The sequence below is a fragment of the Pseudomonas sp. THAF187a genome (genome assembly GCF_009363395.1).
Classification (GTDB): Bacteria; Pseudomonadota; Gammaproteobacteria; order Pseudomonadales; family Pseudomonadaceae; genus Aquipseudomonas; species Aquipseudomonas khazarica.
Genome location: NZ_CP045349.1, coordinates 2,845,220 through 2,867,117, shown reverse-complemented (window position 1 = coordinate 2,867,117; position 21,898 = coordinate 2,845,220). Strand labels below are relative to the sequence as shown.

The following is a 21,898-nucleotide window of genomic DNA, read 5'->3' as shown; positions in this document are numbered from 1 at the left end:
CGTCAGGCGATGGCTTCTGGCTGTTGCCGGTGTTCGCTGTGCTGCTCGAAGAGGTACTGACGCAATGTCTGCTCGTCTTCGGCATGCAGGGTTTCCACGCTGTAGGCGTAATGCCGGCGGTCGACGCGCCGGACCAGGCAGGCGCGCAGCTGCACGCGGCGCTCCATCGGCAGCATCAGTTGCAGCAACTGGTCCTTGGCCGGAGTACCGGCCTTGGCGTACTGCACCAGCATGCCGTTGTTCGACAGCTCCAGCGCCGTCAGTCCACTGGGCTGCTCGTTGCCGTCGAGCAGGGGCAGCGGGCCGGGCAGTTGCAGGCGCCAGGGGCGTTCGTGCAAACCCTGCTCGAAGATCAGCGGGGCGCCAAGCTCCAGGCGTGACTGCGTCTCGCTGTCCTGGACCAGGTACAGCGGAAAGCTCAGGTGCTCGTGGTCGCTGTGGGTGTTCAGGCTCAACTGCCGGGCGTCGCTCACGTGGCTCAGCAGTGCGCTCAGCTGCTCGCCGATGGCCAGCTGCGCGACAGCCGCCGAGCGGGGCGCGCGCAGGGGCTGGGAGATGAGTTCCTGGATGAAATCCAGCTCGGCCTGGGTCAGCAGCGGGTCGCGTTGCATGGAATGAGACTACAAGGGGGGTAAACCCTTCGGACTGCGTTACCGGCGGATAGTTTTGTCCGTTCGTCAGCTTTTCAGGCGTGCCAGCTCGGCCTTCAGCTCGGCCACTTCGCTTTCCAGCTCCTTGACGCGCTGCTGGGCCTGCACCTGCTCGGTGACGTCCTTCTGGATGCCGATGTAGTAGGTCAGCTGGTCGCCTTCGTTGAGCACCGGGGTGATCGACAGCTCGTTCCAGAAGGCGCTGCCGTCCTTGCGGTAGTTGCGGATGATCTGGCGGCAGGGCCGTTGCGCCTTGACCGCATCGCGAATCGCCTGCAGGCCTGCTTGTGCGCGGTCGCTGCCCTGCAGGAAACGACAGTCCTGGTAGAGGATGTCGTCGCTGGCGTAGCCGGTCAGACGCTCGAACGCCGCGTTGGCATAGATGAGGATGTTGTCTTCACCTTCCTGCTCGGCCACCACGATTCCGTCGTTGGAGGCGTCGACTACCAGTTGCAGTAGCTTGGCATTGATCATCGGTTCGATTCCGCAAAGGATATGCAGAGCATTCTAAAACATCGGGTCATGCTGTCTACTTGCGGCATAATGCGCGGCGTTTTTCCTGTTTCTGGAGTTGTCATGAAAGTCGCCATCGTCTCGGGATCGGTCTACGGCACGGCCGAGGAAGTCGCCCGCCACGCCGAGCGTCAGCTCAAGGCCGCCGGGCTGGATGCCTGGCACAAAGCGAACATGAGCCTCGATGAACTGCTGGCGTTCGCCCCCGATGCCTTGCTCACCGTCACCTCCACCACCGGCATGGGCGAGCTGCCGGACAACCTGCTGCCGCTGTACAGCGAGCTGCGTGACCGCCTGCCGGCCATGGCGGGGCGACCCGCCGCAGTGCTGGCGCTGGGCGACTCCAGCTATGACACCTTCTGTGGCGGCGGCGAGCTGATGCGCGAGCTGTATGCCGAGCTGGGCCTGCGTGAGGCGGTCGAGATGCTGCGCCTGGACTCCAGCGAGACGGTCACCCCGGAAAGCGACGCCGAGCCCTGGCTGCAGGCGCTGGCTACTGCGCTGAAGAGCTGACATGCACCCGCGTGCGCGGCAGTTGATCGAGCGCCTCGGTCTCGACGCGCATCCGGAGGGCGGTTTCTATCGGCGGCTGTTCGTTGCCTCGCAGCGCGATGCGCAGGGGCGGGCGGCCTCCAGCGCCATTCTGTTCCTGCTGCCGGGGGGAGTGGTGAGTCGCTGGCACCAGGTCGATGCCGATGAGCTGTGGCATTTCCACGAGGGCGATCCGTTGCAACTGCTGATCGCCGATGCGCCTGGCAGCCCGCGTTGCGAGCTGCTCGGTCCCGTCGAGGGCGAGCAGTTGCCGCAGCGCGCCGTGCCTGCCCATGCCTGGCAGGCCGCCCGTTCGACAGGGGCCTACACCCTGGTCGGCTGCAGCGTGGCGCCGGAGTTTCAGTTCGCCGGCTTCCGCTTGCTGGCCGATGATCAGCACGCTCAGGCGCAGTGGCCGCAGCTGGTGGGCGAGTATCCCGAGTTGCTCTGACACGCCGATCACCACGGCGAATACCCGCTTATCGCCCCTCGGCGCGCCAGCCTCGTGACCCGCAAAGCCATCAAGATGGCTGCCAGGGAGACTACCGCCTGACAGGCGCAGGACTAGACTGCGGACACCACCGACCAACAAGAATATCGAGGTGACCGCCGTGAATGCTCCGCTGAAACTCCCTGCCGTGAAGAATCAGGTCTCCGAGGCCGAATGGCGCACCCGCGTCGACCTCGCGGCGTGCTATCGCCTGATCGCGCTGTACGGTTGGGATGACCTGATCTTCACCCATATCTCGGCCAAGGTGCCGGGCACCGAGGACTTCCTCATCAACCCCTACGGGCTGATGTTCCACGAAATCACCGCGTCGAGCCTGGTCAAGGTCGACCTGGCCGGCAGCAAGCTGATGGACAGCCCGTTCGACATCAATCCGGCCGGCTACACCATCCACAGCGCGGTGCACGAGGTGCGCCACGATGTCGGCTGCGTGCTGCATATCCATACGCCGGCGGGCATCGCCGTGTCGGCGCAGAAGCAGGGCCTGTTGCCGCTGTCCCAGCAGTCGCTGTTCGTCCTCGCCAGCCTGGCCTACCACGGGTACGAGGGCGTGGCGCTGAACCATGACGAGAAGGCGCGCCTGCAGGCCGACCTGGGCGACAAGAACTTCATGATCCTGCCCAACCATGGCCTGCTCACCGCGTTCGGCAGCATCGCCGATGCCTTCCTCGGTATGTTCACCCTGCAACGCGCCTGCGAGATCCAGGTCATGGCGCAGGGCGCGGGCACCGAGCTGATCCACATCCCGCAGCAGATTCTCGATGGCGCCAGGGCGATGATCGCCGGGGTGATGAAGACGCAGCAGGGCATGGGCGGTGCACTGCCCTGGCCGGCGCTGCTGCGCAAGCTGGATCAGCAGATGCCGGGCTACGACCAGTGAGCGAACTGCCAGGCATCGACCTGCAGCACTGGCAGGCGCAGGGCCGGACCATGACCTTCGCCGGCCAGCCGATACGCTACTGGCAGGCAGGCGCGGCGGATGCCGAGCCCCTGCTGCTGATCCATGGCTTCCCCACCGCGAGCTGGGACTGGCATCGCCTGTGGGCACCGCTGGCCGGGCGCTACCGGCTGATCGCCTGCGACATGCTCGGTTTCGGCTATTCGGCCAAGCCGCGTGGCCATGCCTACAGCCTGCTGGAGCAGGCCGACCTGCAGCAGGCGCTGCTGGCGCAGGTCGGCGAGCAACGCCCCGTGCACGTGCTGGCGCACGACTATGGCGACAGCGTGGCGCAGGAGCTGATCGCCCGCCATCAGGAGGGGCGCCTGCAACTGGCCAGTTGCGTGTTCCTCAATGGCGGCCTGTTCCCCGAGACTCACCATCCGGTGCGCGTGCAGAAACTGCTGCTGGGCCCCCTGGGGCCGCTGATCGGGCGGCTGTTCTCACGGCGCAAGCTGGCGCAGAGCTTTGCGCGCATCTTCGGTCCGCATACCCAGGCCAGTGAGGCCGAGCTGGATGCGCTGTGGCAACTGATCGAACACGACAACGGCCCGGCGGTGATGCACCGTCTGATCCGCTACATGCCCGAGCGGCGTCAGCAACGCGAGCGCTGGGTCGCGGCGATGCAGGCGACGCAGGTGCCGATGCGCGTCATCGATGGCGCCGTCGACCCCATCTCCGGTGCGCACATGGTGGCGCGCTACCGCGAGCTGATCACCGCGGCCGATACCGTGCTGCTGGAGGGCATCGGCCATTACCCGCAGCTCGAGGCGCCTGACCAGGTGCTCGCGCATTATCTGCAGTTCCGTGATCTGCCGGAGGCCGTGGCATGCAGCGCCGAACACTGCTGAAAGGTACCGCCGTTGCTGGCGTGGCCGCGCTTGGCGCCGGGTTCTGGGCCTTGCCCGGTGGCCCGCGCCCGGCTGCGCTGAGCCTCGCTGCCGCGCAGCAGGTGCTGGCCGATCTGCAGGGCAGGGCGTTGCAGAGCCTGCGCGGCTGGAGCCCGAGCGAGGTGTTCAACCACTGCGCGCAGAGCATCGACTACTCCATCGACGGCTACCCCCGGCTCAAGCCGGCCTGGTTTCGCCACAGCCTGGGGCCTGCGGCGTTCGCCGTGTTCAGCGCACGCGGCGGCATGCGGCATCCGCTCGACGAGCCGATTCCCGGCGCGGCTGCGCTGCTCGAGCCGGACAGCCAGGAAGCCGCGCTGCAGCGGCTGCGCAGCGCCTTCGTGCGTTTCGCCTCATACCAGGGCGAGTTGCAGCCGCATTTCGCCTACGGTGCGCTGAGCCACGGCGAATATGCCGCCGCGCACGTGATGCACCTGTACGACCACCTGAGTCTGCTGCGCCTCGCATAAGGTCGCATTATCGGCCGTCATTCAGGCGCCGCGCGCGCCTTGTGAAGCGTGCGGGGCTGCCTGACACTCGGGGCATTCACATTCTGCCGAGGGAGCTTTCGATGAGCGATGCCATCCGTTTCGAAGATCAAGTGGTCATAGTCACCGGTGCCGGTGGTGGCCTGGGCCGCGCCCATGCCCTGTTGTTCGCCCGTCACGGGGCCAGGGTGGTGGTCAATGATCTGGGCGGCAGCACCCATGGCGAAGGGGCCAACGCGTCGGCCGCGGACAAGGTGGTGGAAGAGATTCGCGCCTTCGGCGGTACGGCGGTGGCCAACCATGATTCGGTCACCGATGGGGACAAGATCGTGCAGACCGCGCTGGATACCTTCGGCCGCATCGATGTGCTGGTCAACAATGCCGGCATCCTGCGCGACAAGAGCTTCCACAAGATGGAAGACGCCGACTGGGACCTGGTCTACAAGGTCCACGTCGAAGGCGCCTACAAGACCACCCGTGCCGCCTGGCCGCACCTGCGCGAGCAGAATTTCGGGCGGGTGATCTTCACCTCGTCCACCTCGGGCATTTACGGCAACTTCGGCCAGAGCAACTACGGCATGGCCAAGCTCGGCCTCTATGGCCTGACCCGCACGCTGGCCATCGAAGGGCGCAAGAACAACATCCTGATCAACGCCATCGCGCCCACCGGCGCCACGCGCATGACCGAAGGGCTGATCCCGCCGCAGGTGTTCGAGCAGCTCAAGCCCGAGCTGGTCAGCCCGCTGGTGGTGTACCTCGGTAGCGCCGCCTGCCAGGACACCGGCGGCCTCTACGAGGTCGGTGGCGGCTGGATCGGCAAGGTGCGCTGGGAGCGCAGCCTGGGTGTCGGTTTCGATCCGCGCGCCGGTTTCAGCCCCGACGACGTCGCCGCGCAGTGGCAGCGCATCTGCGATTTCGACGGCGCCGCGCATCCGGCGGACAACGTCGAGGCGCTCAAGGAAATGATGGCGAACCTGCAACAGTACGCACTCTGAGCGACACCCGCAGGGACCAGGGCCGACTTCGATGTCGGCCTTTTTCGTCGTGCTTGCGGCCGCTGGCGCATCGGCGAGGTACCGGGCCGCACTTTCGTCGGGTGCCGTCGGCAGGCACTGCGGCTAAGCTCGACGCATCATCATCAGAAGGAATGACCGATGCGTCGTCTGCTGTCGTCGCTGCCCATCGTCCTGCTTGCCGCCTGTTCCACGCCTGGGGCCTTCTTCGGCGCCACCGAGGGTGAAGTCTTCGAGCCGCATGTGCTCAGCGACGAGAATCGCGCCCTGGTCTACCTCTATCGCCCGCGCAACGACTGGGCCGACCAGGAACTGGAGGCGCCGGGGCTGTTTCTCGACAACCAGCTGATCGGCAGCCTGCCGAGCAACGGCTACCTGGCATTCGAATTCGAGGCGGCCAACTACAAGCTGGAAATGCGCCGGCCACTGGCAGGCAGCTTCTGGACCTTGCTGGCCGACGGCCCGCTGGATTTCACCCTGATCTCCAGCTTCACCCTGGATGCTGCCGTCGGCGGCACCTACTACCTGCGTTACGACGAGGACGGCCCACCGCCGCAGGGCGGGGCGCTGCAGAGTGGCGGCGATGGCCCCTTGCAACTGGTCTCGGCCGAGTTGGCGCAGCACGAACTCGGGGCGACCCGCCTGGTGCAACCGATGGCCCGCATTGCTGCCAGCCACCAGGAGCCGGAGCGACCGCAACGTGGTTTCTGGCGCTCGATCGGCGAAGCGCTGGACAAGGTCGGTATCTGATCGCGTCGGGGAGTAGTACCCGGTTGTTACCTGTCGGAAGCTTTAGGGGCGAATAATGGCCTCGTTCAACCTACCTTCAGGAGACGATCATGGCTGCCAAGAAAATTCTCATGCTGGTCGGCGACTACGCCGAGGACTACGAAACCATGGTGCCGTTCCAGGCCCTGCAGATGGTCGGTCACACGGTGCATGCGGTGTGCCCGGGCAAGGTCGCGGGGCAGACGGTGCGAACCGCCATCCACGACTTCGAAGGCGACCAGACCTACAGCGAGAAGCCCGGGCACAACTTTGCCCTGAACCATGACTTCGACAAGGTCCGCGCCGAGGATTACGACGCGCTGCTGGTGCCCGGTGGCCGTGCGCCCGAATACCTGCGGCTGAATGCGGACGTCGTCGCCCTGGTCAAGGCGTTCGCCAGCGCGGACAAGCCCATCGCTGCGGTTTGCCACGGCCCGCAACTGCTGGCGGCCGCCGGTGTGCTGGAAGGACGCGAGTGCAGCGCCTACCCGGCCTGTGCGCCGGAGGTGGGGCTGTCTGGCGGCACCTACGTGGACATTCCGGTAGACCAGGCGCACGTGCAGGGCAAGCTGGTCACGGCGCCGGCCTGGCCTGCGCATCCGGCCTGGCTGGCGGCGTTTCTCAAGGTGCTGGGGACGGAAATCCGTCTGTAGCGCAACGTGGCCCGGAGCGGATTCGGGGTGCATCATGGCGCCATTCCCCGAACGCATCCGGGCCGCAACGCCCGAGAGGAGACAGCGCCGATGTGCGAACTCTATGTGAAGGCCGATCCGATTCTCTACGAGTCGCGCTCACGCTCGCTGCGCATTCGTGGCGTGGTCACCACCTTGCGTCTGGAGAACCAGTTCTGGGACATCCTGCGCGAAATCGCCGAAGTCGATGGCATGACCACCAACCAGCTGATCACCAAACTCTACGAAGAGGTCATGGACCTGCGTGGCGAGGTGGTCAACTTCGCCTCGTTCCTGCGCGTCAGCTGCACCCGCTACCTGGCGCAGAAGGCCGGGCGGCAGGTGCCGTTGCGGGTGGTGGGCGCGGGCAGCTGAATCAGCGATACATCCAGAAGTTCGGATGCGCTTCCGTGGGTGTGTCGGCGGTTTGCCGGGTGGGACGGGACGACTGCAGGAAACGTTTGATCAGGCTCATGTCTGGGGCTCCTGGGTGATGAGGCGAACAGGCGGCCATGATCGGTGTGGCAGTCTCATTGAGAAACTGGATTGTTTCTATGCTGGCAATTATCAATGGCTATGCCTGAGCGATTGCCCGCCACTTCAGCGGGCAACCGGCGCCTCAGACCAGGCGTCGAGGCAGGCGTACGCTGACCTGCAAGCCACCGAGCGCCGAGTCTTCCAGGCTGATGCTGCCCTGATGCAACTCCACCACCCGGCGTACGATGGACAGCCCCAGCCCCGCACCCTGGCCGTCGCCGAGACGAAAGAAGCGTTCGAACAGGCGCTCGCGCAGTTCCGCCGGTACCCCGGGGCCGCTGTCCTGCACCTGCAGCACCAGCGCCTGCGCGCTGGCCAGCAACTGGACCTGGATGCAGCCACCTGCGGGTGTGTACTGCACTGCGTTGCTCACCAGGTTCTGCAGCAGAATACCCAGGCTTGGCGCGTCGGCGACGAGGTCGTAGTCGCCCTGATCGTCGGCTTCCAGGACCAGGTCCTGCTGGCGGTTCAGGGCCAGCGGGGTGAGTTCGGCCAGTTCGCTGCGCAGAAACGCCAGCAGGTCCGTCTTGCCCATGCTCAGGCGTACGCTGTTGGGGTCGAGGCGCGCCAGGGTCAGCAACTGGGCCACCACGCGGGTGGCGCGGTCGACACCGCCGGCCAGCTGGCGCAGGGCTTCGTCGCGGTCAGTGGCATCCGGCGCTTCCAGGGCGTTCTGCGCGTGGATGCGCAGCACCGCCAACGGCGTGCGCAGTTCGTGCGCGGCATCGGCGATGAAGCGCTTTTCCTGCTCCAGCAACTGGTTGACCTGCAGCAGCAGGCGGTTGAGCGCGGCGGCCATCGGTTCCAGCTCGTTGGGCAGCGGCGGGAAGACCAGCGGCGACAGGTTGTCCGGTGCCCGGCCACGAATGGCGTCGGCCATGCGCTGCAGGGGACTGAGGCCCCAGCCGACCGCCAGCCACAGCAACAGCCCGACCAGTGGCAGGCCGATCAGCAACGGCTGCAGGCTGCGCTGGGCGATCTTGCCGATCAGCTCGCCGCGCACATCCTCGCGTTCGCCGGCCAGTACCCAGTGGTAGTCGCGGCTGTCATGCAGGACGAATACCCGCCAGCGATGCTCGCCGATGTTCAGCGTGTGGTAGCCGATCAGGTAGCGGGCCAGTTGCGCCAGGCGCTCGCGCATCGGCTGTTCGCCATCGGGCAGGGCCAGGCCGAGCTGCTCGATCATGTCGTTGAGCAACCCCGGCGGGGCGCTGGCGGACTGGAACAGCAGCTCGCCATCGTCGTCGAGCATCTGGAAGGCCAGCTTGCCTTCGTATTCGTGACCGAGCAGGTTCTCCGGGTTGCGCGCGCTGTGCAGCAGCAGCGCCTCGTCGAGCACCGTCTGCATCTCGCGGCGCCCGCTCTCGTCGAGGTCATGGCGTACCAGCCCCATCAGCAGGCGCGCGGTCTGCGACAGCTGGGCGTCGAACAGTTCGCGCACCTCATGCACGGAGTCGTTGTAGATCTTGTGGCTGATCAGGCCGAAGCTGGCGGCGAGCATCAGCAGCAACAGAACCAGCAGGCGGGTGCGGATGGAGCCGAAGGTCTTCAGCACCCTCATTTGTCCACCAGATAACCGACGCCACGCACGGTGCGGATCAGCTCCGGGAAGAATTTCTTGCGCAGGTGGTGCACGTGCACTTCCAGGGCGTTGCTTTCCACTTCCTCGTCCCAGCCATACAGCGCCTGCTGCAGCTTGTCGCGGGTCAGCACGCGGCCGGGCTGGATCAGCAATTCGTGGAGCAGGAGGAATTCCTTGCGTGGCAGGTTCACGGTCTGGCCCTGGTACTCGACCATCTGGCTGGCCGGGTCGAGGCGCACGCCGCGGTATTCCAGTGCCGGTTGCGGGCGCTGGAAACTGCGCCGCAACAAGGCCCGCAGGCGCGCCTTGAGTTCGGCCACGTCGAAGGGTTTGACCAGGTAATCGTCGGCGCCGGCATCGAGCCCGGCGATGCGGTCGCCGGTGGCATCGCGGGCGGTGAGGATCAGCACCGGCACCGGGTTGGCGGCGGCCCGCAGGTGCTTGAGCACCTGCAGGCCGTCCATGCGCGGCAGGCCGAGGTCGAGGATGACCAGTTCGAAGCTTTCGTGGCTCAGGGCATGCAGGGCGCTGGCGCCGTCCTGCAGCCAGTCCACGGTGTAGCCCTCGGGTTTCAGCGCGGTACGAATGCCTTCGCCCAGGGCCGGGTCGTCTTCGACGAGAAGAATGCGCATGGCAGCTCCTGCAGATGAATTACTTGAGTTTACCCTCGACCTGCTGCAAAAGCGCCTGGGCTTCCGCGCGGCGTCCCTTGTCAGCCAGTTCGCGGCCTGGACGGTCCTTGGCGGCCAGGGCTTTCTGCAGCGCGCCACGGGCTTCTGCGTAGCGCTTCTTGCGCTGCAGGTAGTCAGCGTAGAAGTAGTTCGGGTCGATGCCATCGGGGTTGATCGCCAGGGCCTGCTTGAGCAGCTTCTCGGCCTCGTCGTCGTCACCGAAACCGATCGGCCAGCCGGGCACCTGGTAGTACAGGCTGCCAAGGCTGGTGTAGGCCGAGCCGGCCAGTGCCTGGGGGTCGATCGCCAGGGCCTGCTCCAGGCTGGACTTGGCCTGCTTGACCAGGCTCAGCGCGCCGAGGCCACCCTTGGCGCCAGCCTGGGTGCTGAGGATGATGCCGCGCCAGATCAGCAGCTCCGGCGCCTTGGGTTCGCCGGCCAGGGCCGCGTCGGCCTGCGTGACCAGCTTGCCGAAGGCTTCTTCGCGCTGCTTCTCCGGCAACTGGTAGTTGATCTCGGCCCAGCGCGTCTGCAACTGGTGCAGCTGGGTCTGGCCGCCCTCGCTCAGGGCGAAGGCGGGCAGGGCGGCACAGCCGAGCGCGGCGATAATCAGGGTGCGAAATGCGTTCACGGGGCAATCTCCTCAGTGCTTGTGACGGGCGAAGCGTTGAATGATCGGCAACTGCTTGCGCAGGGCCTGGTCGACCACCCGCGGCAGCAGGCCGTTGAGGCGCACGAACAGGCGCTCGGGCCAACCCAGGTAGCGTTCTTCCTGCTCGTGGCGAATGGCCTGGAGCAGCTCGCCGGCGACCTGCTCGGGGTCGTCCATGGCCACCCCCAGCTCGTCGTTCATCGCCACCACGCTGGGCGCGTTCATCGGCGTGCGGGTGGCGCGTGGCGCGAAGTAGAGGACGCCGACGTTGGTGTCGGCCAGTTCGCGGCGCAGTGCTTCGGAGAAACCGCGCAGGGCGAACTTGCTGGCGCAGTAGGCGGCGAAGCCCGGGTAGCCGATGGTGCCGAAGGTGGAGCCGACGTTGATCAGCAGGGCCCGGCGCTGTGCCCGCAGCAGTGGCAGCAGGCGCTGGGTCAGCTGCAGTGTGGCGGTGACATTGAGACCGATCAGCTCGGCGATCTGCTGCTCGTCCTGCTGGTCGAGCAGGCCGAAGCGGTTGACCCCGGCCGCGTTGATCAGGCAGTTGAGCCCGCCGAAGTTCTGCGCCGCGGCGACCAGCGCATCCCGCCCGGCCCGTGTGCCGATGTCGGCCTGGACCAGCTGGATCTGTTGCGGAAAGCGCTTGAGCAGCGGCTCCAGCGGCTCCAGGCGGCGGCCGGCCAGCAGCAGGTGGGCCCCCTCGCTGGCCAGGCGCTCGGCCAGGGCCTGGCCGATGCCACCACTGGCGCCGGTGAGCAGGGCGCGGCAGTCCGTTGGTTGCATGGCGTCACTCCTCCGTGGACAGCGGCAGGCTGCGGAACATGTCGCCGTACAGGCGGTAGACCACCTTGGCGGTGTGCACCACGGCGGCCTTGTCGTCGTCGTTGTCCAGGCGGTTCATCAGCTTCTTGAAGAACTCGATGTGCTCCAGGTCCAGGCTGCCGTGGGAGTTGAGGTAGCTGAACGCCTTGTTCGGCAGTTGCAGCTTGTCCTGGATGATGCCGGCCGCCTGGGTGGCCAGGGCGATGCTGGTGCCTTCGAGGACGTTGACCATGCCGAAGAAACTCACCGGGTTGTGTCGGGCGATGCGGTCGTAGACATAGGCCACCATCAGTTCGGTGGGCAGGCGCGGGGTGCCGTTGCGCACCGCTTCCTGATCGGCGCCACAGGCGGCGATGTCGTTGAGTACCCACTCCTGGTGGCCGTACTCCTCCTCGATGTACTCGGCGATGGCCTCGCGCAGCCACTCCAGACGCTCCGGCAGGCGCGCGCCGCAGGCCATCAGCAGCGGCACGGTGTGCTTGACGTGGTGGTAGGCCTCGGTGAGGAAGGCGATGTAGCTGTGCAGGGCGACCTGGCCGGTCATCGCCTGCTGGATGATCGGTGCGCCGAGCAGGTAGTCGCGTTCGGCCTGGGTCTGGGCCAGCAGGGATTCGTAGAAACTCATGCGTGTACTCCTTCGGCCATCAGTTGGCTGATGGCGGCTTGGTAATGGTTGAACAGGGCAGGGCGGCGCAGGCGGCCGTTGGCCGTGGCCAGGTCGTTGCTCGCGCTGAAAGGCGTATCGGCGCGCAGCCAGTGGTGCACGCGGGCGTAGTCCGGCAGGTCCTGGTTGACCGCGTCCACGGCCGCCTGCAACTGCGCGTCGGGGGTGTTGGGAAAGCGTGGCACCAGCACGGCGACGTTCGCCGGCAGCGCCTCGCCATGCAGCCAGGCCTGGGCAATGGGCAGTTGCTGGACCAGCTCGGATTCGACCCACTCCGGGTTGACGTTGCGCCCGTAAGCGGTGATGAACTGATGCTTCTTGCGCCCGTGCAGCACCAGGAAACCCTGCTCGAAATGGCCGAGGTCACCACTGCCCAGCCATTCGCCTTGCGGCGCCGGCTCGCCGAGGTAACCGAGCATGCGTGCGCCCTTCACCAGCACCTCGCCGTCGTCTGCCAGCCTGACCTGCAGGTGCCCGAGCGGCTTGCCGGTGCTGCCGATGCGGCGCGCTTGCGGGGTATTGAGGCAGACCACCGAGGCGCACTCGGACAGGCCGTAGCCCTCGAAGATCGGCAGCTCCAGCGCGTCGGCACGTTCCAGCAGCTGCGCGGAGACCCGGCCGCCACCGACCGCGACGAAGCGCAGCGAGCCCGGCACCGGCAGCCTGCGTTCGGCCGCGCTGACCAGCGCCAGCAACAGCTGCGGCAGCAGGATCAGGCTGTTCGGCTGGGCTGCCTGCAGCGCCTGGAGAAAACGCGCCAGGTCGAAGCCGCTGGCGCCGCTCAGGCCGATCCGCGCCATGGGCATCAGTTCCACCCGGGCGCCGGCCAGCAGCGGCGCATAGACGCCGGCGATGTTCTCCAGCAGGGTGGCCAGCGGCAGGATGCACAGGTGCCGCTGCACGTCACGGCTGGCGCTGGCCTCGACCAGGCTGCCGGCCACCGCCAGTTGCGTGGCCAGGTCCAGGCACACGCCCTTGGGCTGGCCGGTGGTGCCGGAGGTGTAGGTGATCTTGCAGGTGCCGGGGTGCAGCTCGGCCGCGTGCGCCACACTGCGGCGATGGATGTCACCCTCCACGCTGGCGAAACCGGGCGCACCGGCGCCGATCAGCAGGTCGATGCCGGCGCTGTCCAGCACGTGGCGCTGCTGCTCGGCGGAAAAGAACGCCGGCAGCGGTACGCAGACCAGGCCAGCATGCAGCGTTGCCAGGTCCCACAGCACCCAGTCGATGCCATTGTCCAGGGCCAGGGCCACGCGCTGTGCACCCAGCTCGCGCAGGTGCCGGCTGCGGCTGGCCACGGCTGCCAGCAGGCCGTCGTAGGTCAGCTCGTGGCCATCCTCGGCCAGCGCCGTGCGCGGGCCGAAGGTGGCCATGCGCGCGAACAGGGATTCAGCTGCAGACCACATCGGGCATGTCCTCCAGTGCATAGAGCGGTTGGTGGCCGAGGCGCGGATAGGCGCCCAGTTGCAGCAGACGCTGATGACCGCCATGGATGTCGCCGGCCATGACCAGCGGGCGGTTGTCGTAGTAACGGCCCCAGTCGGCCAGTTCCTCGCCCATGCGCGCCGGATCGGCCTCGCCCAGCGCGATGGGGGTCAGCCCCAGGCGCTGAAAGCTGTTGAGCAGTGTCGGCGTGCCGGTGAAGGTGACCCAGCGAAACCCCAGGGCCACCAGCAGGTCGGTCAGGGCGACGATCAGCAGACGCGCGGCGCCCGGGCTGTCGGCAGCCAGGTTGCCCACCTCCACGACCTCGCCGCGGCCAGGCTGGGCGTGGCCCAGGCGTGCGCCGATGGCGTGCTGGATCGGTTCGTCCAGGTAGCGTTCGAGAAACAGCGGGCCGCTGCTGCCGCTGCGCACGCCGACGGCGCCGAGCAGTTGCCCGGCCTGGTTTTCCAGGCCGAACAGGCAGGGCATGAAGTGCCGGATATGTGCGTCGTACTGCACTTCGAAGCGCTGGCGGATGAACTGCTCCAGCGCCGCGCGGCGGGCACTGTCAGGAGAAGCCAGGTGAAGTTCGTAACTGTCGCCACGACCGATGCGGGCAACGGGACGATCATGATGCGCCCAAGGTAGTTCCATGTGTGGAACCTCGCTGATGAACCTGGGAGCGATTGTGTGGAGCCTGGCTTAACGTTGTATTAAGTGATGCAAAAACGCGGGATCACCCGCAAAGGGCGGCGGTGGACGGAGGAGCGGCACGGGCATGAAGGTGATCACAGTTTGTGCCACTATCGGGCCTGCAATCCCGCTAAAGGCTTGCCATGCCCGGAGCACGGTGCTTTGCTGGCCGGCATTCGTGAGCAGACGACACACGACTTCAGATCAAGGATGACCCTCATGCCTGCAAGGCTCATTGCCCGGCGCAGCCTGTTCGCCTGCCTCCTGGCGCTGTTCGCTTCCACCTGCCAGGCGGCTATGGTGGAGTGCTCGCTGAACACCGACCGATCACAGTTTGGCTCGCAGTTGGAGCTGGCCATCGATGGCGACGCCTGTGCCCAGTTCAGCGTCGGCTTCCTGTTCTATACGCAGCAGGAGTACGAGCAGAGTCGGCTCTGGTATGCCAGTGCGGCGGAGCAAGGTGTCACCCGCGCGGCATTCGAACTCGCCTTGCTGTACCGCGACCATCTGCTGGACGATCCTGGCGCTGAGCGGGTGCGCTGGATGAACATGGCAGCCGAGCAGGGGCTCGTGCATGCGCAGATCGAGTTGGCGATCGACTACATCGAGAATCCTGGCGATAGCGCTGAGCGGGTCAGGGTCATGTCCTGGCTGGAACAGGCCGCGCAGCAGGGCGACGTCAAAGCCATGTACCTGCTGGGATGGCTCTACGGGAACGACGCCTCGGGCGTTCAGGACATGGCCAGCGACGACGAGCTGGGCATGCACTTCAGTCTGGCCGACGACAAGGCGCTGTACTGGACCTGCCAGGCGGCCGAGAGGGATGATGCCGACGCGCAGATGAGCCTCAGCGATGCCTACAGCTACGGGCGTGGCACCCGCGTCAACCAGGTGCAACGGCGGCTGTGGCTGGAGCGCGCGGCCAGCAACGGCAGCGAGGAGGCCCGTCAGTGGCTGGATACCAGCGACATGGCCTGGTACAGCCGCCTGGAGCGCTGGGTGAAATGGCAACTGGTGGATGAGACGGCGCGTTGCCCGGACGAGGCAATGGCGGCGTTCAGCGAATAGAACAGGCAACTGGCAGGGAGGGAATCCGCATGCGTATCCAACTGGTCTCTGCGTTGTGCGCGCTGAGTCTGGCCGCTCTGGGCGTCCAGGCACGTGACACCAACGAGGTGGTCACCGCCGATCGCCAGGACGCGGCCATTGCCGCCGCGGTGCGCGAGGCGCAGCGTACTCTGGATGACTTCCTGCAGCTGGCCGCCGCGCCCCCTGCTGGCACCCAGGGGTTCCGGGTGCAGGTCATGGTCGAGGACGACCATGGCATCGAGACGTTCTGGATCACGCACTTTCGTGTGCTCGATCAGGGCTTCGTCGGCGAGGTGGCCAACGAGCCCCGTGTGGTCAAGAGCGTGACCTGGGGGCAGCAGCTGCGCTTCAGCCGCGAGCAGATCACCGACTGGGGCTACCTGCGCAACGGCCGCCAGGTGGGCAGCTTCACGGTCTGTGCACTGTTCAAGCAGATGCCCGCCGAGCAGGCGGCGTACTACCGCGAGGAGCACGGTTTCGACTGCTGAACGCCCGGCGCGCGGCGCTCAACCCACCTGCGCGATCCAGTCGCCGAGGTTGTAGTAGTTGCTGATGCGCGCGACCTTGCCGGCCCTGATCTCAAAGAAGGCGCCGGCCGGCAGTACGTAGGTCTGGCCACTCGCCGGCGGCAGGCCTTCGTCGTCGGCCAGGTATTCGCCGTGGACCACGAATTCGGCTGCGGCGCGGTCGCCACCGGCGTTCTGCATGATCACGATGTCGCTCAGGCGCTCGCGGTAGCAGCGGTTCATCTTGTCCATGAAGGCGGCGAAGGTGGCCTTGCCGACCTGGCGCTCACCCTGGTTGATGTCGTGCACCACGTCGTCGGCCAGCAGGTCGAGGAAGGCGGGCATGTCCCCGGCGTTGAACGTGTCGTAGTAGGCCTGCACCAGTTCGGTGGCGGTCATGGCTAAGTTCCTTTCGTAGCGTGGTTAGTGGTTTGTCGGCTCGCATGATAAGTTCGCCCCTTCTCGTCGGCATAGCCGCCGGCGTCATCCTGCTGCTGGCGAACGACTGCCGATGGACATCGAATTGCTCCAGGGGCCGCAGATAGCCCCCCACATCGAAGACCTGGCGCGCCTGCGCATCACGGTCTTCCGCGATTTTCCCTACCTCTACGACGGCAGCCTCGACTACGAGGCCGAGTACCTCGACACCTATGTGCGCAGCGCGGGCAGCCTGTGCGTGCTGGTGCGCGACGAGGGACGGGTGGTGGGGGCGTCCACGGGGCTGCCGCTGGCCGACGAGAGCGAAGCCTTTCAGCGCCCCTTCATCGCTGGCGGCTGGGACCCGGCACGCCTGTTCTACTGCGCCGAGTCAGTGCTGTTGCCGGCCTGGCGCGGGCGCGGCCTGGGCGTGCGTTTCTTCGCCGAGCGCGAGGCCCATGCGCGGCGCCTGGGGCATATCGACTGGTGTACCTTCTGCGCGGTGCAGCGAGCGGTCGACCACCCGCGGCGCCCTGAGGGCTATCAGCCGCTGGACGAATTCTGGACGCGCCGTGGCTATCGCCACCACCCCGAACTGCATACCGAATACCGCTGGTGCGACCTGGACGAGACCGAGGAATCGGCCAAGCCCATGTCGTTCTGGCTCAAGGAGCTTGTTGCATGATCAAGGTTGCCGCCTGTCAGTACCACATCGACCTGTTGCCGAGCTGGGAGGCCTATGCCGACCACCTCACTGCGCTCTGCGAGGAGGCGGCCGGGCAGGGCGCCGACCTGCTGCTGCTGCCCGAGTACGCCGGGCTGGTGCTGACCGGCCTGTTGCCCGAGGCCGAGCGCGGCGACCTGCACGGCTCCATCGCCGGCATCCAGCCGTTGCTGCCGCGTTGGCTGGCGCTGTGCGAGCAGCTGGCGCGACGCCTGAACGTCCATCTGATGCCGGGCTCGGTGGCGGTGCTGGACGATGATGGCGTCTATCGCAACCGGGCCTGGCTGTTCGGCCCGCAGGGCAACCTGGGCTCTCAGGACAAGCTGATCATGACCCGCTTCGAGGTCGAGCACTGGCACATCGCTGCCGGCAATGGCCTCAAGGTGTTCGACACGGCGCTGGGCAAGCTGGGCATTCTGATCTGCTACGACAACGAATTCCCGCTGCTGGCGCATACCCTGGCCGAGGCCGGCGTGGACCTGATCCTGGCGCCGAGCTGCACCGATACGGTCGCCGGCTTCCACCGCGTGCGCATCGGCGCCCAGGCCCGCGCCCTGGAGAACCAGATCGCCGTGCTGCATTCACCCACCGTCGGCCTGGCGCCCTGGTCGCCGTCGCTGGACGAAGGCTACGGCCGCGCCTCGCTGTACGTGCCTTCGGACTACGGCATGCCGGCCAGCGGCATCGTGGCCGAGAGCGATGAGCTGTGCCCTGAGCGCAGCCACTGGCTGATCTGCGAGCTGGACCTGGACGAGGTGCGCCGCGTGCGCGAGCAGGGGCAGGTGTTCACGCGTCGCGACTGGCCGCGGCAGCTGGACGACGGTCGGCTGGTGCTGCGTTGACCGTCATCGAGCAGGCCCCGGCGGACTCGCCCCAGGCCGCGTACGAGCGGGCGCTGACCAGCGGCTTCGTCGCCGATGCCGCGCAACAGCGTGCGGTCCTCGCGCTGCAGCATTGCCACGTCGCCCTGCAGCGTGGCGAGCAGCCAGCGGGCGTCTACCTCTGGGGCCCGGTCGGACGCGGCAAGACCTGGCTGATGGACAGCTTCTACAACAGCTTGCGGGTGCCGGCGCGGCGTCAGCATTTCCATCATTTCATGCAGTGGGTGCACCGCCGCCAGTTCCAGCTCACCGGCAATGCCGACCCGTTGCGCCTGCTGGCCGAGGAGCTGGGGCGCGAGGTGCGCGTGCTGTGTTTCGACGAGCTGTTCGTCAGCGACATCGGCGACGCCATGCTGCTCGGCCGCCTGCTCAGCCTGGTGGTGGAGCAGGGCGTGGTGCTGGTGACCACCTCCAACCAGCCACCCGAGCGCCTGTACGAGGGGGGCTACAACCGCGAGCGCTTCCTGCCTGCCATCGCCGCGCTCGAACAGCACATGCAGGTGGTGGCGGTGGATGGCGACGAGGACCATCGCCTGCACCCCGGTGTGATCGCGCAGCGCTATTGGGTGCGGCAGCCGCAGGCGCTGGCCGAGGCCTTCGCCCGCTTGAGCGCGGGACAGGAGGTGGCGCAAGGGCCGCTGCAGCTGACGCACCGCTGCATCGCGACGCTGGGCCACAGCCCGGCGCTGCTGTGGTGCCGTTTCAGCGAGCTGTGCGAGCAGCCGCTGGCCGCCACCGACTTCATCGAACTGTGCCAGGGACACACGGCGATCTTTCTCAGCGAGGTGCCGCGCCTGGGCGGGCCGCCACGTGAGGGGCGCATTGCCCGGGGTACCGAGGACGGCGCCGAGCGCGTCGACGCCGGCGACCGGCAACTGCCGGCACTGGCGCGCAACGACGATGCGGTACGGCGTTTCATCGCCCTGGTCGACGAGTGCTACGACCGCCGCGTGGCGCTGTACATCGATGCCGAGGTGGCGCTGGATGAGCTGTACACCCAGGGCTACCTCGACTTCGCGTTCCAGCGCACCCGCAGCCGGCTGCATGAAATGCAGCTGCAGCGCTTCGGCAGCTGATCAGCCCGCCAGGTACTGCTCGGTCGACAGCACCTGGGCATAGGCGAAGGCCAGCGCGGCCATGTAGGCGGCATGCACCTCGGCGGCGCCGATCGATTGCCCCTCGAACGTCTGCTCGCGTGTCGCGCAGGCGTCGTGCACCACGCAGGTGGCGTAGCCGAAGTCGCTGCTGGCGCGCGCCGCGGCATCGATGCACATATGGCTCATGGCACCCACCAGGGTGACCTGTTCGATCGCGGCCTGGTCGAGCAGGGCCTTGAGCTCGGTGTCGAGGAAGGCATTCACGCGGTGCTTGAGCACCACGGCTTCGCCGGCCAGCGGTTGCACGCTGGCGTGGATGCGCGCGCCGTCGGAGGCCGGGGTGAAGAAGGGCGCGTCGGCGCTCTGGAACTCGTGGCGGACGTGGATCACCAGGTCGCCGGCCTGGCGCGCCGCCTCGAGGATGCGCGCCGCGTTGCCCGCAGCCGCGTCCATGCCGTGCAGCGTCCACTTGCCGCCGTTGAAGTAGTCGTTCTGGATGTCGATCAGAATCAGGGCACGCTTGCTCATGTTGCTCTCCATGGGATGATGTGCAGCGAACATTAGCCGTCACGGCGCTGGCCCGGGATGGGCGTGGCCGACAATTTGCGGGGAGAAACTGACAATGAGCGGGCGCTGCCTGGAAATCGGGTTGTTGCTGTATCCCGGCGTGCAACTGGCGGCGGTGTACGGGCTGGGCGACCTGTTCGCGGTGGCCAACCGCATGGCGGCCAGCCCGGAGCGCGAGGGGTTGGGCCGCTTGCGGGTCAGTCACTGGCAGGCGGATGACGATGGCCAGGTCCGGCGGGTGTTCGACAGCCAGCCGCAGGCCGACGGCGCGCCGCAGGTGGTGGTGCTGCCACCCTGCCTGGATGCCGCCGCCGGCTACGTGCTGCACAGCGCCTACCGCGACTGGCTGGCGCGCCTGCACGGCTCGGGCGTGACCCTGGCGTCGGTCTGCGCCGGCGCCTTTCCCCTGGCTGCCGCCGGCCTACTCGACGGCCGCACGGTGACCACCCACTGGGCGCTGGCGGGAGAGTTGGCGCAGCGATACCCCAAGGTGCGGGTGCTGCCCGAGCGCATGGTGGTCGACGATGGCGACCTGGTCACCGCCGGCGGGTTGATGGCCTGGACCGACTTGGGGCTGGCGCTGGTGACGCGCCTGCTGGGGCCGACCATCGCCGCGGAAACCGCGCGCTATCTGGTGGTGGACCTGAACCGTGAATCACAGCGCCAGTTCAGCAGCTTCGTGCCCAGTTTCGATCATGGCGACGCGGCGGTATTGAGCGTCCAGCACTGGCTGCAGGGCCAGGCCATGGCCGATGCCAGCCTGAGCGGCATGGCCGAGCGCGCGGGGCTGGGCGAGCGCACGTTCCTGCGGCGCTTCCGTGCCGCCACGGGCCTGAAACCCACCGAGTATTGCCAGCAGGTGCGCGTGACCAGAGCGCGCGAGTTGCTGGAGTTCACCCGCCAGAGCATCGACCAGGTGGCCTGGCAGGTGGGTTATCGCGATGCGGGGGCGTTTCGCAAGGTGTTCACCCGCCTGGTGGGCGTGGCGCCGGGCGACTACCGGCGCCGCTTCGGCAGCGCGGCGCGCTAGAGCGAATCCTCGGCCGCCTTGCCGGCGGGGTTGGCGCGCGTCGGCATGGCGAGAATCTCCGGCAGCACCTCGCGGGCGAAGGCTTCGTGCAGGCGGCGCAGCCGTTCCGCCGTCGTTCAGCGGCCTTTGCCAGATCAGCCCGGCCGTCGTCTAATGCCGGCTGTTCTCTGCCCTCGATGAGGAGTGCCCGATGATCCTTGGCAAGTCGCTCGCCCAATGGTGCGCGGAATACCCGCTGCTCGACGAGTTGATCGCGCTGCACGAAACCAGCTGGTTCAATCCGGGCGTGGCGCCTGTCGCGCAGGCACTGGCCGACGTCGGCCTGAGCGCTGCCGATGTGGCCGACGCCAGCGCACGGCTGCAGCGCTTCGCCCCTTATCTGGCTCGGGTGTTTCCGCAGACGGCAGGCAGTGGCGGCATCATCGAGTCGGACATTGTCGCCCTGCCGCGCATGCAGGCGTGGCTGAGCGAGCAGGGCGGCGGCGACGTCGGCGCGCTGTGGCTCAAGCGTGACAGTCATTTGCCGATCTCCGGCTCGATCAAGGCCCGCGGCGGCATCTACGAGGTGCTCAAGCACGCCGAGGAACTGGCCCTGGGCGCCGGGCTGCTCGGTCTCGACGACGATTACGCCTGTCTCGACAGTGACGAGCTGCGTGCCTTTTTCGGCGGTTACCAGGTGGCGGTCGGCTCCACCGGCAATCTCGGCCTGTCGATCGGCATCATCAGCGCGCGGCTGGGCTTCCAGGCCACGGTGCACATGTCCGCCGATGCCCGGCAATGGAAGAAGGACAAGCTGCGTGCCCATGGCGTGAGCGTGGTCGAGTACGCCAGCGACTACAGCGTCGCCGTGGAGCAGGGGCGGCGCCAGGCCGAGGGCGACCCGCGTTGTCACTTCGTCGACGACGAGAACTCCAGGCACCTGTTCCTCGGCTACGCCGTGGCTGGTGAGCGCCTCAAGCAGCAGCTGGCGGCCGCCAGCGTCGTGGTCGATGCCGAGCATCCCTTGTTCGTCTACCTGCCGTGCGGCGTCGGCGGAGGACCGGGCGGCGTGGCCTTCGGCCTGAAGCTGGCGTTTGGCGATGCGGTGCACTGCCTGTTCGCCGAGCCGACGCATTCTCCGTGCATGCTGCTGGGCGTCTACAGCGGCCGGCATGACGAACTGGCGGTGCAGGATTTCGCTATCGACAACCGCACGGCGGCCGATGGCCTGGCGGTCGGCAGGCCGTCCGGTTTCGTCGGACGTGCGATGCAGCGCCTGATCGACGGCTATTACACGGTCAGCGACGATCAGCTGTTCCGCTACCTGGCGCTGCTGGAGGAGACCGAGGGGCAGCGCCTGGAACCTTCCGCCCTGGCTGGCATGCCGGGGCCGCTGCGCGTGCTGGATGAACGGCAGGGCTATCGCCAGCGCATGGGCCTTACGCCGCAGCGCATGGCCCGGGCGACTCACCTGGTCTGGGCCACCGGCGGCAGCATGGTGCCGGAGGCGGAGATGGGCAGTTACCTGGCGCGCGGCCGGCAACTGCTGGAGCGCGAACGCCACGCCTGAAAACGCAGAAGCCCGGCACGGGG

General features: G+C 67.2%; 27 protein-coding genes and 1 pseudogene. 16 read left to right on the top strand and 12 right to left on the bottom strand.

Going from position 1 to position 21,898, the window contains the following annotated elements; all coding sequences use genetic code 11:
• Positions 1-2 precede the first annotated feature (2 nt).
• Together FIV02_RS13385 and FIV02_RS13380 are read right to left on the bottom strand one after the other, a co-directional pair.
• Positions 3-611, bottom strand: a complete 609-nt coding sequence (locus FIV02_RS13385; RefSeq protein WP_152488883.1) for a PilZ domain-containing protein — start codon at positions 609-611, stop codon at positions 3-5.
• 66 nt (positions 612-677) lie between these two features.
• On the bottom strand, positions 678-1,124 hold the full coding sequence (locus FIV02_RS13380) for a PAS sensor domain-containing protein (protein ID WP_037048127.1): 447 nt from the start codon (positions 1,122-1,124) through the stop codon (positions 678-680).
• Positions 1,125-1,226: 102 nt separating this feature from the next.
• On the opposite strand from FIV02_RS13380, the gene FIV02_RS13375 reads away from it, so the two are divergent.
• The 9 genes from FIV02_RS13375 to FIV02_RS13335 all read left to right on the top strand — a co-directional run bounded on the left by FIV02_RS13375 (position 1,227) and on the right by FIV02_RS13335 (position 7,344).
• Positions 1,227-1,676 (top strand): flavodoxin, encoded by a 450-nt coding sequence (locus tag FIV02_RS13375; protein WP_152488882.1) that lies wholly within the window; start codon positions 1,227-1,229, stop codon positions 1,674-1,676.
• Between the two features lies 1 nt (position 1,677).
• Positions 1,678-2,145, top strand: a complete 468-nt coding sequence (locus tag FIV02_RS13370; RefSeq protein ID WP_152488881.1) for a cupin domain-containing protein — start codon at positions 1,678-1,680, stop codon at positions 2,143-2,145.
• Positions 2,146-2,305: 160 nt separating this feature from the next.
• A complete protein-coding gene (locus tag FIV02_RS13365; RefSeq protein WP_371923158.1) occupies positions 2,306-3,082 on the top strand; it encodes a class II aldolase/adducin family protein in 777 nt (258 codons plus the stop codon).
• Positions 3,079-3,990, top strand: a complete 912-nt coding sequence (locus tag FIV02_RS13360) for an alpha/beta fold hydrolase (protein WP_152488880.1) — start codon at positions 3,079-3,081, stop codon at positions 3,988-3,990. Before FIV02_RS13365 ends, FIV02_RS13360 begins: the two co-directional genes overlap by 4 nt.
• Positions 3,969-4,499, top strand: coding sequence for a DUF1569 domain-containing protein (locus FIV02_RS13355; RefSeq protein WP_134676775.1), 531 nt, complete (start codon positions 3,969-3,971; stop codon positions 4,497-4,499). Before FIV02_RS13360 ends, FIV02_RS13355 begins: the two co-directional genes overlap by 22 nt.
• Before the next feature lie 101 nt (positions 4,500-4,600).
• On the top strand, positions 4,601-5,512 hold the full coding sequence (locus tag FIV02_RS13350; protein ID WP_037048115.1) for an SDR family oxidoreductase: 912 nt from the start codon (positions 4,601-4,603) through the stop codon (positions 5,510-5,512).
• Between the two features lie 159 nt (positions 5,513-5,671).
• Entirely contained in the window at positions 5,672-6,280 is a 609-nt protein-coding gene (locus tag FIV02_RS13345) for a DUF2846 domain-containing protein (RefSeq protein WP_047591144.1), read from the top strand.
• Between the two features lie 86 nt (positions 6,281-6,366).
• Positions 6,367-6,951 carry a DJ-1/PfpI family protein gene (locus tag FIV02_RS13340; protein WP_172979219.1) on the top strand — a complete coding sequence of 195 codons (585 nt, stop codon included), beginning with the start codon at positions 6,367-6,369 and terminating at the stop codon, positions 6,949-6,951.
• Positions 6,952-7,041: 90 nt separating this feature from the next.
• Positions 7,042-7,344: a ribbon-helix-helix domain-containing protein gene (locus tag FIV02_RS13335; protein WP_037048108.1), complete on the top strand. Its 303-nt coding sequence runs from the start codon at positions 7,042-7,044 to the stop codon at positions 7,342-7,344.
• Positions 7,345-7,588: 244 nt separating this feature from the next.
• Here FIV02_RS13335 and FIV02_RS13330 read toward each other — a convergent pair whose 3' ends face one another.
• Genes FIV02_RS13330 through FIV02_RS13300 form a run of 7 tightly spaced genes read right to left on the bottom strand, consistent with a single transcriptional unit; the run spans position 7,589 to position 13,976 of the window.
• Entirely contained in the window at positions 7,589-9,067 is a 1,479-nt protein-coding gene (locus tag FIV02_RS13330) for a HAMP domain-containing sensor histidine kinase (protein WP_152488879.1), read from the bottom strand.
• Positions 9,064-9,720 (bottom strand): response regulator transcription factor, encoded by a 657-nt coding sequence (locus tag FIV02_RS13325; RefSeq protein ID WP_037048103.1) that lies wholly within the window; start codon positions 9,718-9,720, stop codon positions 9,064-9,066. The genes FIV02_RS13330 and FIV02_RS13325 overlap by 4 nt, the downstream gene beginning before the upstream one ends.
• A gap of 19 nt (positions 9,721-9,739) precedes the next feature.
• Entirely contained in the window at positions 9,740-10,390 is a 651-nt protein-coding gene (locus tag FIV02_RS13320; RefSeq protein ID WP_051800530.1) for a tetratricopeptide repeat protein, read from the bottom strand.
• Between the two features lie 12 nt (positions 10,391-10,402).
• The gene (locus tag FIV02_RS13315; RefSeq protein ID WP_134676771.1) at positions 10,403-11,194 is read right to left on the bottom strand and encodes an SDR family oxidoreductase; all 792 of its coding nucleotides are present in this window, start codon (positions 11,192-11,194) and stop codon (positions 10,403-10,405) included.
• Positions 11,195-11,198: 4 nt separating this feature from the next.
• The gene (locus tag FIV02_RS13310) at positions 11,199-11,858 is read right to left on the bottom strand and encodes a TenA family transcriptional regulator (protein ID WP_037048100.1); all 660 of its coding nucleotides are present in this window, start codon (positions 11,856-11,858) and stop codon (positions 11,199-11,201) included.
• Positions 11,855-13,303: an AMP-binding protein gene (locus tag FIV02_RS13305; RefSeq protein ID WP_152488878.1), complete on the bottom strand. Its 1,449-nt coding sequence runs from the start codon at positions 13,301-13,303 to the stop codon at positions 11,855-11,857. Before FIV02_RS13305 ends, FIV02_RS13310 begins: the two co-directional genes overlap by 4 nt.
• Entirely contained in the window at positions 13,287-13,976 is a 690-nt protein-coding gene (locus FIV02_RS13300) for a thermostable hemolysin (protein WP_037048097.1), read from the bottom strand. The genes FIV02_RS13305 and FIV02_RS13300 overlap by 17 nt, the downstream gene beginning before the upstream one ends.
• A gap of 258 nt (positions 13,977-14,234) precedes the next feature.
• On the opposite strand from FIV02_RS13300, the gene FIV02_RS13295 reads away from it, so the two are divergent.
• Entirely contained in the window at positions 14,235-15,083 is an 849-nt protein-coding gene (locus FIV02_RS13295) for a tetratricopeptide repeat protein (RefSeq protein WP_172979152.1), read from the top strand.
• A 29-nt stretch (positions 15,084-15,112) separates the two neighbouring features.
• The gene (locus FIV02_RS13290; RefSeq protein ID WP_152488876.1) at positions 15,113-15,592 is read left to right on the top strand and encodes a YegJ family protein; all 480 of its coding nucleotides are present in this window, start codon (positions 15,113-15,115) and stop codon (positions 15,590-15,592) included.
• A gap of 18 nt (positions 15,593-15,610) precedes the next feature.
• Here the strand turns inward: FIV02_RS13290 and FIV02_RS13285 are convergent, their stop codons facing one another.
• Positions 15,611-16,009, bottom strand: a complete 399-nt coding sequence (locus FIV02_RS13285; RefSeq protein ID WP_152488875.1) for a ketosteroid isomerase-related protein — start codon at positions 16,007-16,009, stop codon at positions 15,611-15,613.
• A 112-nt stretch (positions 16,010-16,121) separates the two neighbouring features.
• Here FIV02_RS13285 and FIV02_RS13280 point away from each other — a divergent pair, with 112 nt between their 5' ends.
• The 3 genes from FIV02_RS13280 to zapE are packed head-to-tail and all read left to right on the top strand — an operon-like array spanning position 16,122 to position 18,708.
• Entirely contained in the window at positions 16,122-16,712 is a 591-nt protein-coding gene (locus tag FIV02_RS13280; RefSeq protein WP_152488874.1) for a GNAT family N-acetyltransferase, read from the top strand.
• Positions 16,709-17,593, top strand: coding sequence for a carbon-nitrogen hydrolase family protein (locus FIV02_RS13275; protein ID WP_150609955.1), 885 nt, complete (start codon positions 16,709-16,711; stop codon positions 17,591-17,593). The genes FIV02_RS13280 and FIV02_RS13275 overlap by 4 nt, the downstream gene beginning before the upstream one ends.
• Positions 17,590-18,708: a cell division protein ZapE gene (zapE, locus tag FIV02_RS13270; RefSeq protein WP_256662957.1), complete on the top strand. Its 1,119-nt coding sequence runs from the start codon at positions 17,590-17,592 to the stop codon at positions 18,706-18,708. The genes FIV02_RS13275 and zapE overlap by 4 nt, the downstream gene beginning before the upstream one ends.
• Here the strand turns inward: zapE and FIV02_RS13265 are convergent, their stop codons facing one another.
• On the bottom strand, positions 18,709-19,257 hold the full coding sequence (locus tag FIV02_RS13265; RefSeq protein ID WP_047584264.1) for a cysteine hydrolase family protein: 549 nt from the start codon (positions 19,255-19,257) through the stop codon (positions 18,709-18,711).
• Between the two features lie 94 nt (positions 19,258-19,351).
• On the opposite strand from FIV02_RS13265, the gene FIV02_RS13260 reads away from it, so the two are divergent.
• The gene (locus FIV02_RS13260; RefSeq protein WP_152488873.1) at positions 19,352-20,326 is read left to right on the top strand and encodes a GlxA family transcriptional regulator; all 975 of its coding nucleotides are present in this window, start codon (positions 19,352-19,354) and stop codon (positions 20,324-20,326) included.
• Here the strand turns inward: FIV02_RS13260 and FIV02_RS24985 are convergent.
• Positions 20,323-20,427: pseudogene (locus FIV02_RS24985) on the bottom strand (DUF1028 domain-containing protein); the annotation flags it as partial. The gene FIV02_RS13260 and the pseudogene FIV02_RS24985 sit on opposite strands and share 4 nt — an antisense overlap.
• A gap of 89 nt (positions 20,428-20,516) precedes the next feature.
• Here FIV02_RS24985 and dsdA point away from each other — a divergent pair.
• On the top strand, positions 20,517-21,875 hold the full coding sequence (gene dsdA, locus FIV02_RS13250) for a D-serine ammonia-lyase (RefSeq protein WP_152488872.1): 1,359 nt from the start codon (positions 20,517-20,519) through the stop codon (positions 21,873-21,875).
• The last annotated feature ends 23 nt before the right edge of the window (positions 21,876-21,898 follow it).

What these genes read in the sequence shown, in the direction of transcription:
- FIV02_RS13385 (WP_152488883.1), bottom strand. Translation starts at nt 611, where the DNA reads ATGCAACGCGACCCGCTGCTGACCCAGGCCGAGCTGGATTTCATCCAG.
- FIV02_RS13380 (WP_037048127.1), bottom strand. Translation starts at nt 1,124, where the DNA reads ATGATCAATGCCAAGCTACTGCAACTGGTAGTCGACGCCTCCAACGAC.
- FIV02_RS13375 (WP_152488882.1), top strand. Translation starts at nt 1,227, where the DNA reads ATGAAAGTCGCCATCGTCTCGGGATCGGTCTACGGCACGGCCGAGGAA.
- FIV02_RS13370 (WP_152488881.1), top strand. Translation starts at nt 1,678, where the DNA reads ATGCACCCGCGTGCGCGGCAGTTGATCGAGCGCCTCGGTCTCGACGCG.
- FIV02_RS13355 (WP_134676775.1), top strand. Translation starts at nt 3,969, where the DNA reads ATGCAGCGCCGAACACTGCTGAAAGGTACCGCCGTTGCTGGCGTGGCC.
- FIV02_RS13350 (WP_037048115.1), top strand. Translation starts at nt 4,601, where the DNA reads ATGAGCGATGCCATCCGTTTCGAAGATCAAGTGGTCATAGTCACCGGT.
- FIV02_RS13345 (WP_047591144.1), top strand. Translation starts at nt 5,672, where the DNA reads ATGCGTCGTCTGCTGTCGTCGCTGCCCATCGTCCTGCTTGCCGCCTGT.
- FIV02_RS13335 (WP_037048108.1), top strand. Translation starts at nt 7,042, where the DNA reads ATGTGCGAACTCTATGTGAAGGCCGATCCGATTCTCTACGAGTCGCGC.
- FIV02_RS13330 (WP_152488879.1), bottom strand. Translation starts at nt 9,067, where the DNA reads ATGAGGGTGCTGAAGACCTTCGGCTCCATCCGCACCCGCCTGCTGGTT.
- FIV02_RS13325 (WP_037048103.1), bottom strand. Translation starts at nt 9,720, where the DNA reads ATGCGCATTCTTCTCGTCGAAGACGACCCGGCCCTGGGCGAAGGCATT.
- FIV02_RS13315 (WP_134676771.1), bottom strand. Translation starts at nt 11,194, where the DNA reads ATGCAACCAACGGACTGCCGCGCCCTGCTCACCGGCGCCAGTGGTGGC.
- FIV02_RS13310 (WP_037048100.1), bottom strand. Translation starts at nt 11,858, where the DNA reads ATGAGTTTCTACGAATCCCTGCTGGCCCAGACCCAGGCCGAACGCGAC.
- FIV02_RS13305 (WP_152488878.1), bottom strand. Translation starts at nt 13,303, where the DNA reads ATGTGGTCTGCAGCTGAATCCCTGTTCGCGCGCATGGCCACCTTCGGC.
- FIV02_RS13300 (WP_037048097.1), bottom strand. Translation starts at nt 13,976, where the DNA reads ATGGAACTACCTTGGGCGCATCATGATCGTCCCGTTGCCCGCATCGGT.
- FIV02_RS13295 (WP_172979152.1), top strand. Translation starts at nt 14,235, where the DNA reads ATGCCTGCAAGGCTCATTGCCCGGCGCAGCCTGTTCGCCTGCCTCCTG.
- FIV02_RS13290 (WP_152488876.1), top strand. Translation starts at nt 15,113, where the DNA reads ATGCGTATCCAACTGGTCTCTGCGTTGTGCGCGCTGAGTCTGGCCGCT.
- FIV02_RS13285 (WP_152488875.1), bottom strand. Translation starts at nt 16,009, where the DNA reads ATGACCGCCACCGAACTGGTGCAGGCCTACTACGACACGTTCAACGCC.
- FIV02_RS13280 (WP_152488874.1), top strand. Translation starts at nt 16,122, where the DNA reads ATGGACATCGAATTGCTCCAGGGGCCGCAGATAGCCCCCCACATCGAA.
- FIV02_RS13275 (WP_150609955.1), top strand. Translation starts at nt 16,709, where the DNA reads ATGATCAAGGTTGCCGCCTGTCAGTACCACATCGACCTGTTGCCGAGC.
- FIV02_RS13265 (WP_047584264.1), bottom strand. Translation starts at nt 19,257, where the DNA reads ATGAGCAAGCGTGCCCTGATTCTGATCGACATCCAGAACGACTACTTC.
- FIV02_RS13260 (WP_152488873.1), top strand. Translation starts at nt 19,352, where the DNA reads ATGAGCGGGCGCTGCCTGGAAATCGGGTTGTTGCTGTATCCCGGCGTG.
- dsdA (WP_152488872.1), top strand. Translation starts at nt 20,517, where the DNA reads ATGATCCTTGGCAAGTCGCTCGCCCAATGGTGCGCGGAATACCCGCTG.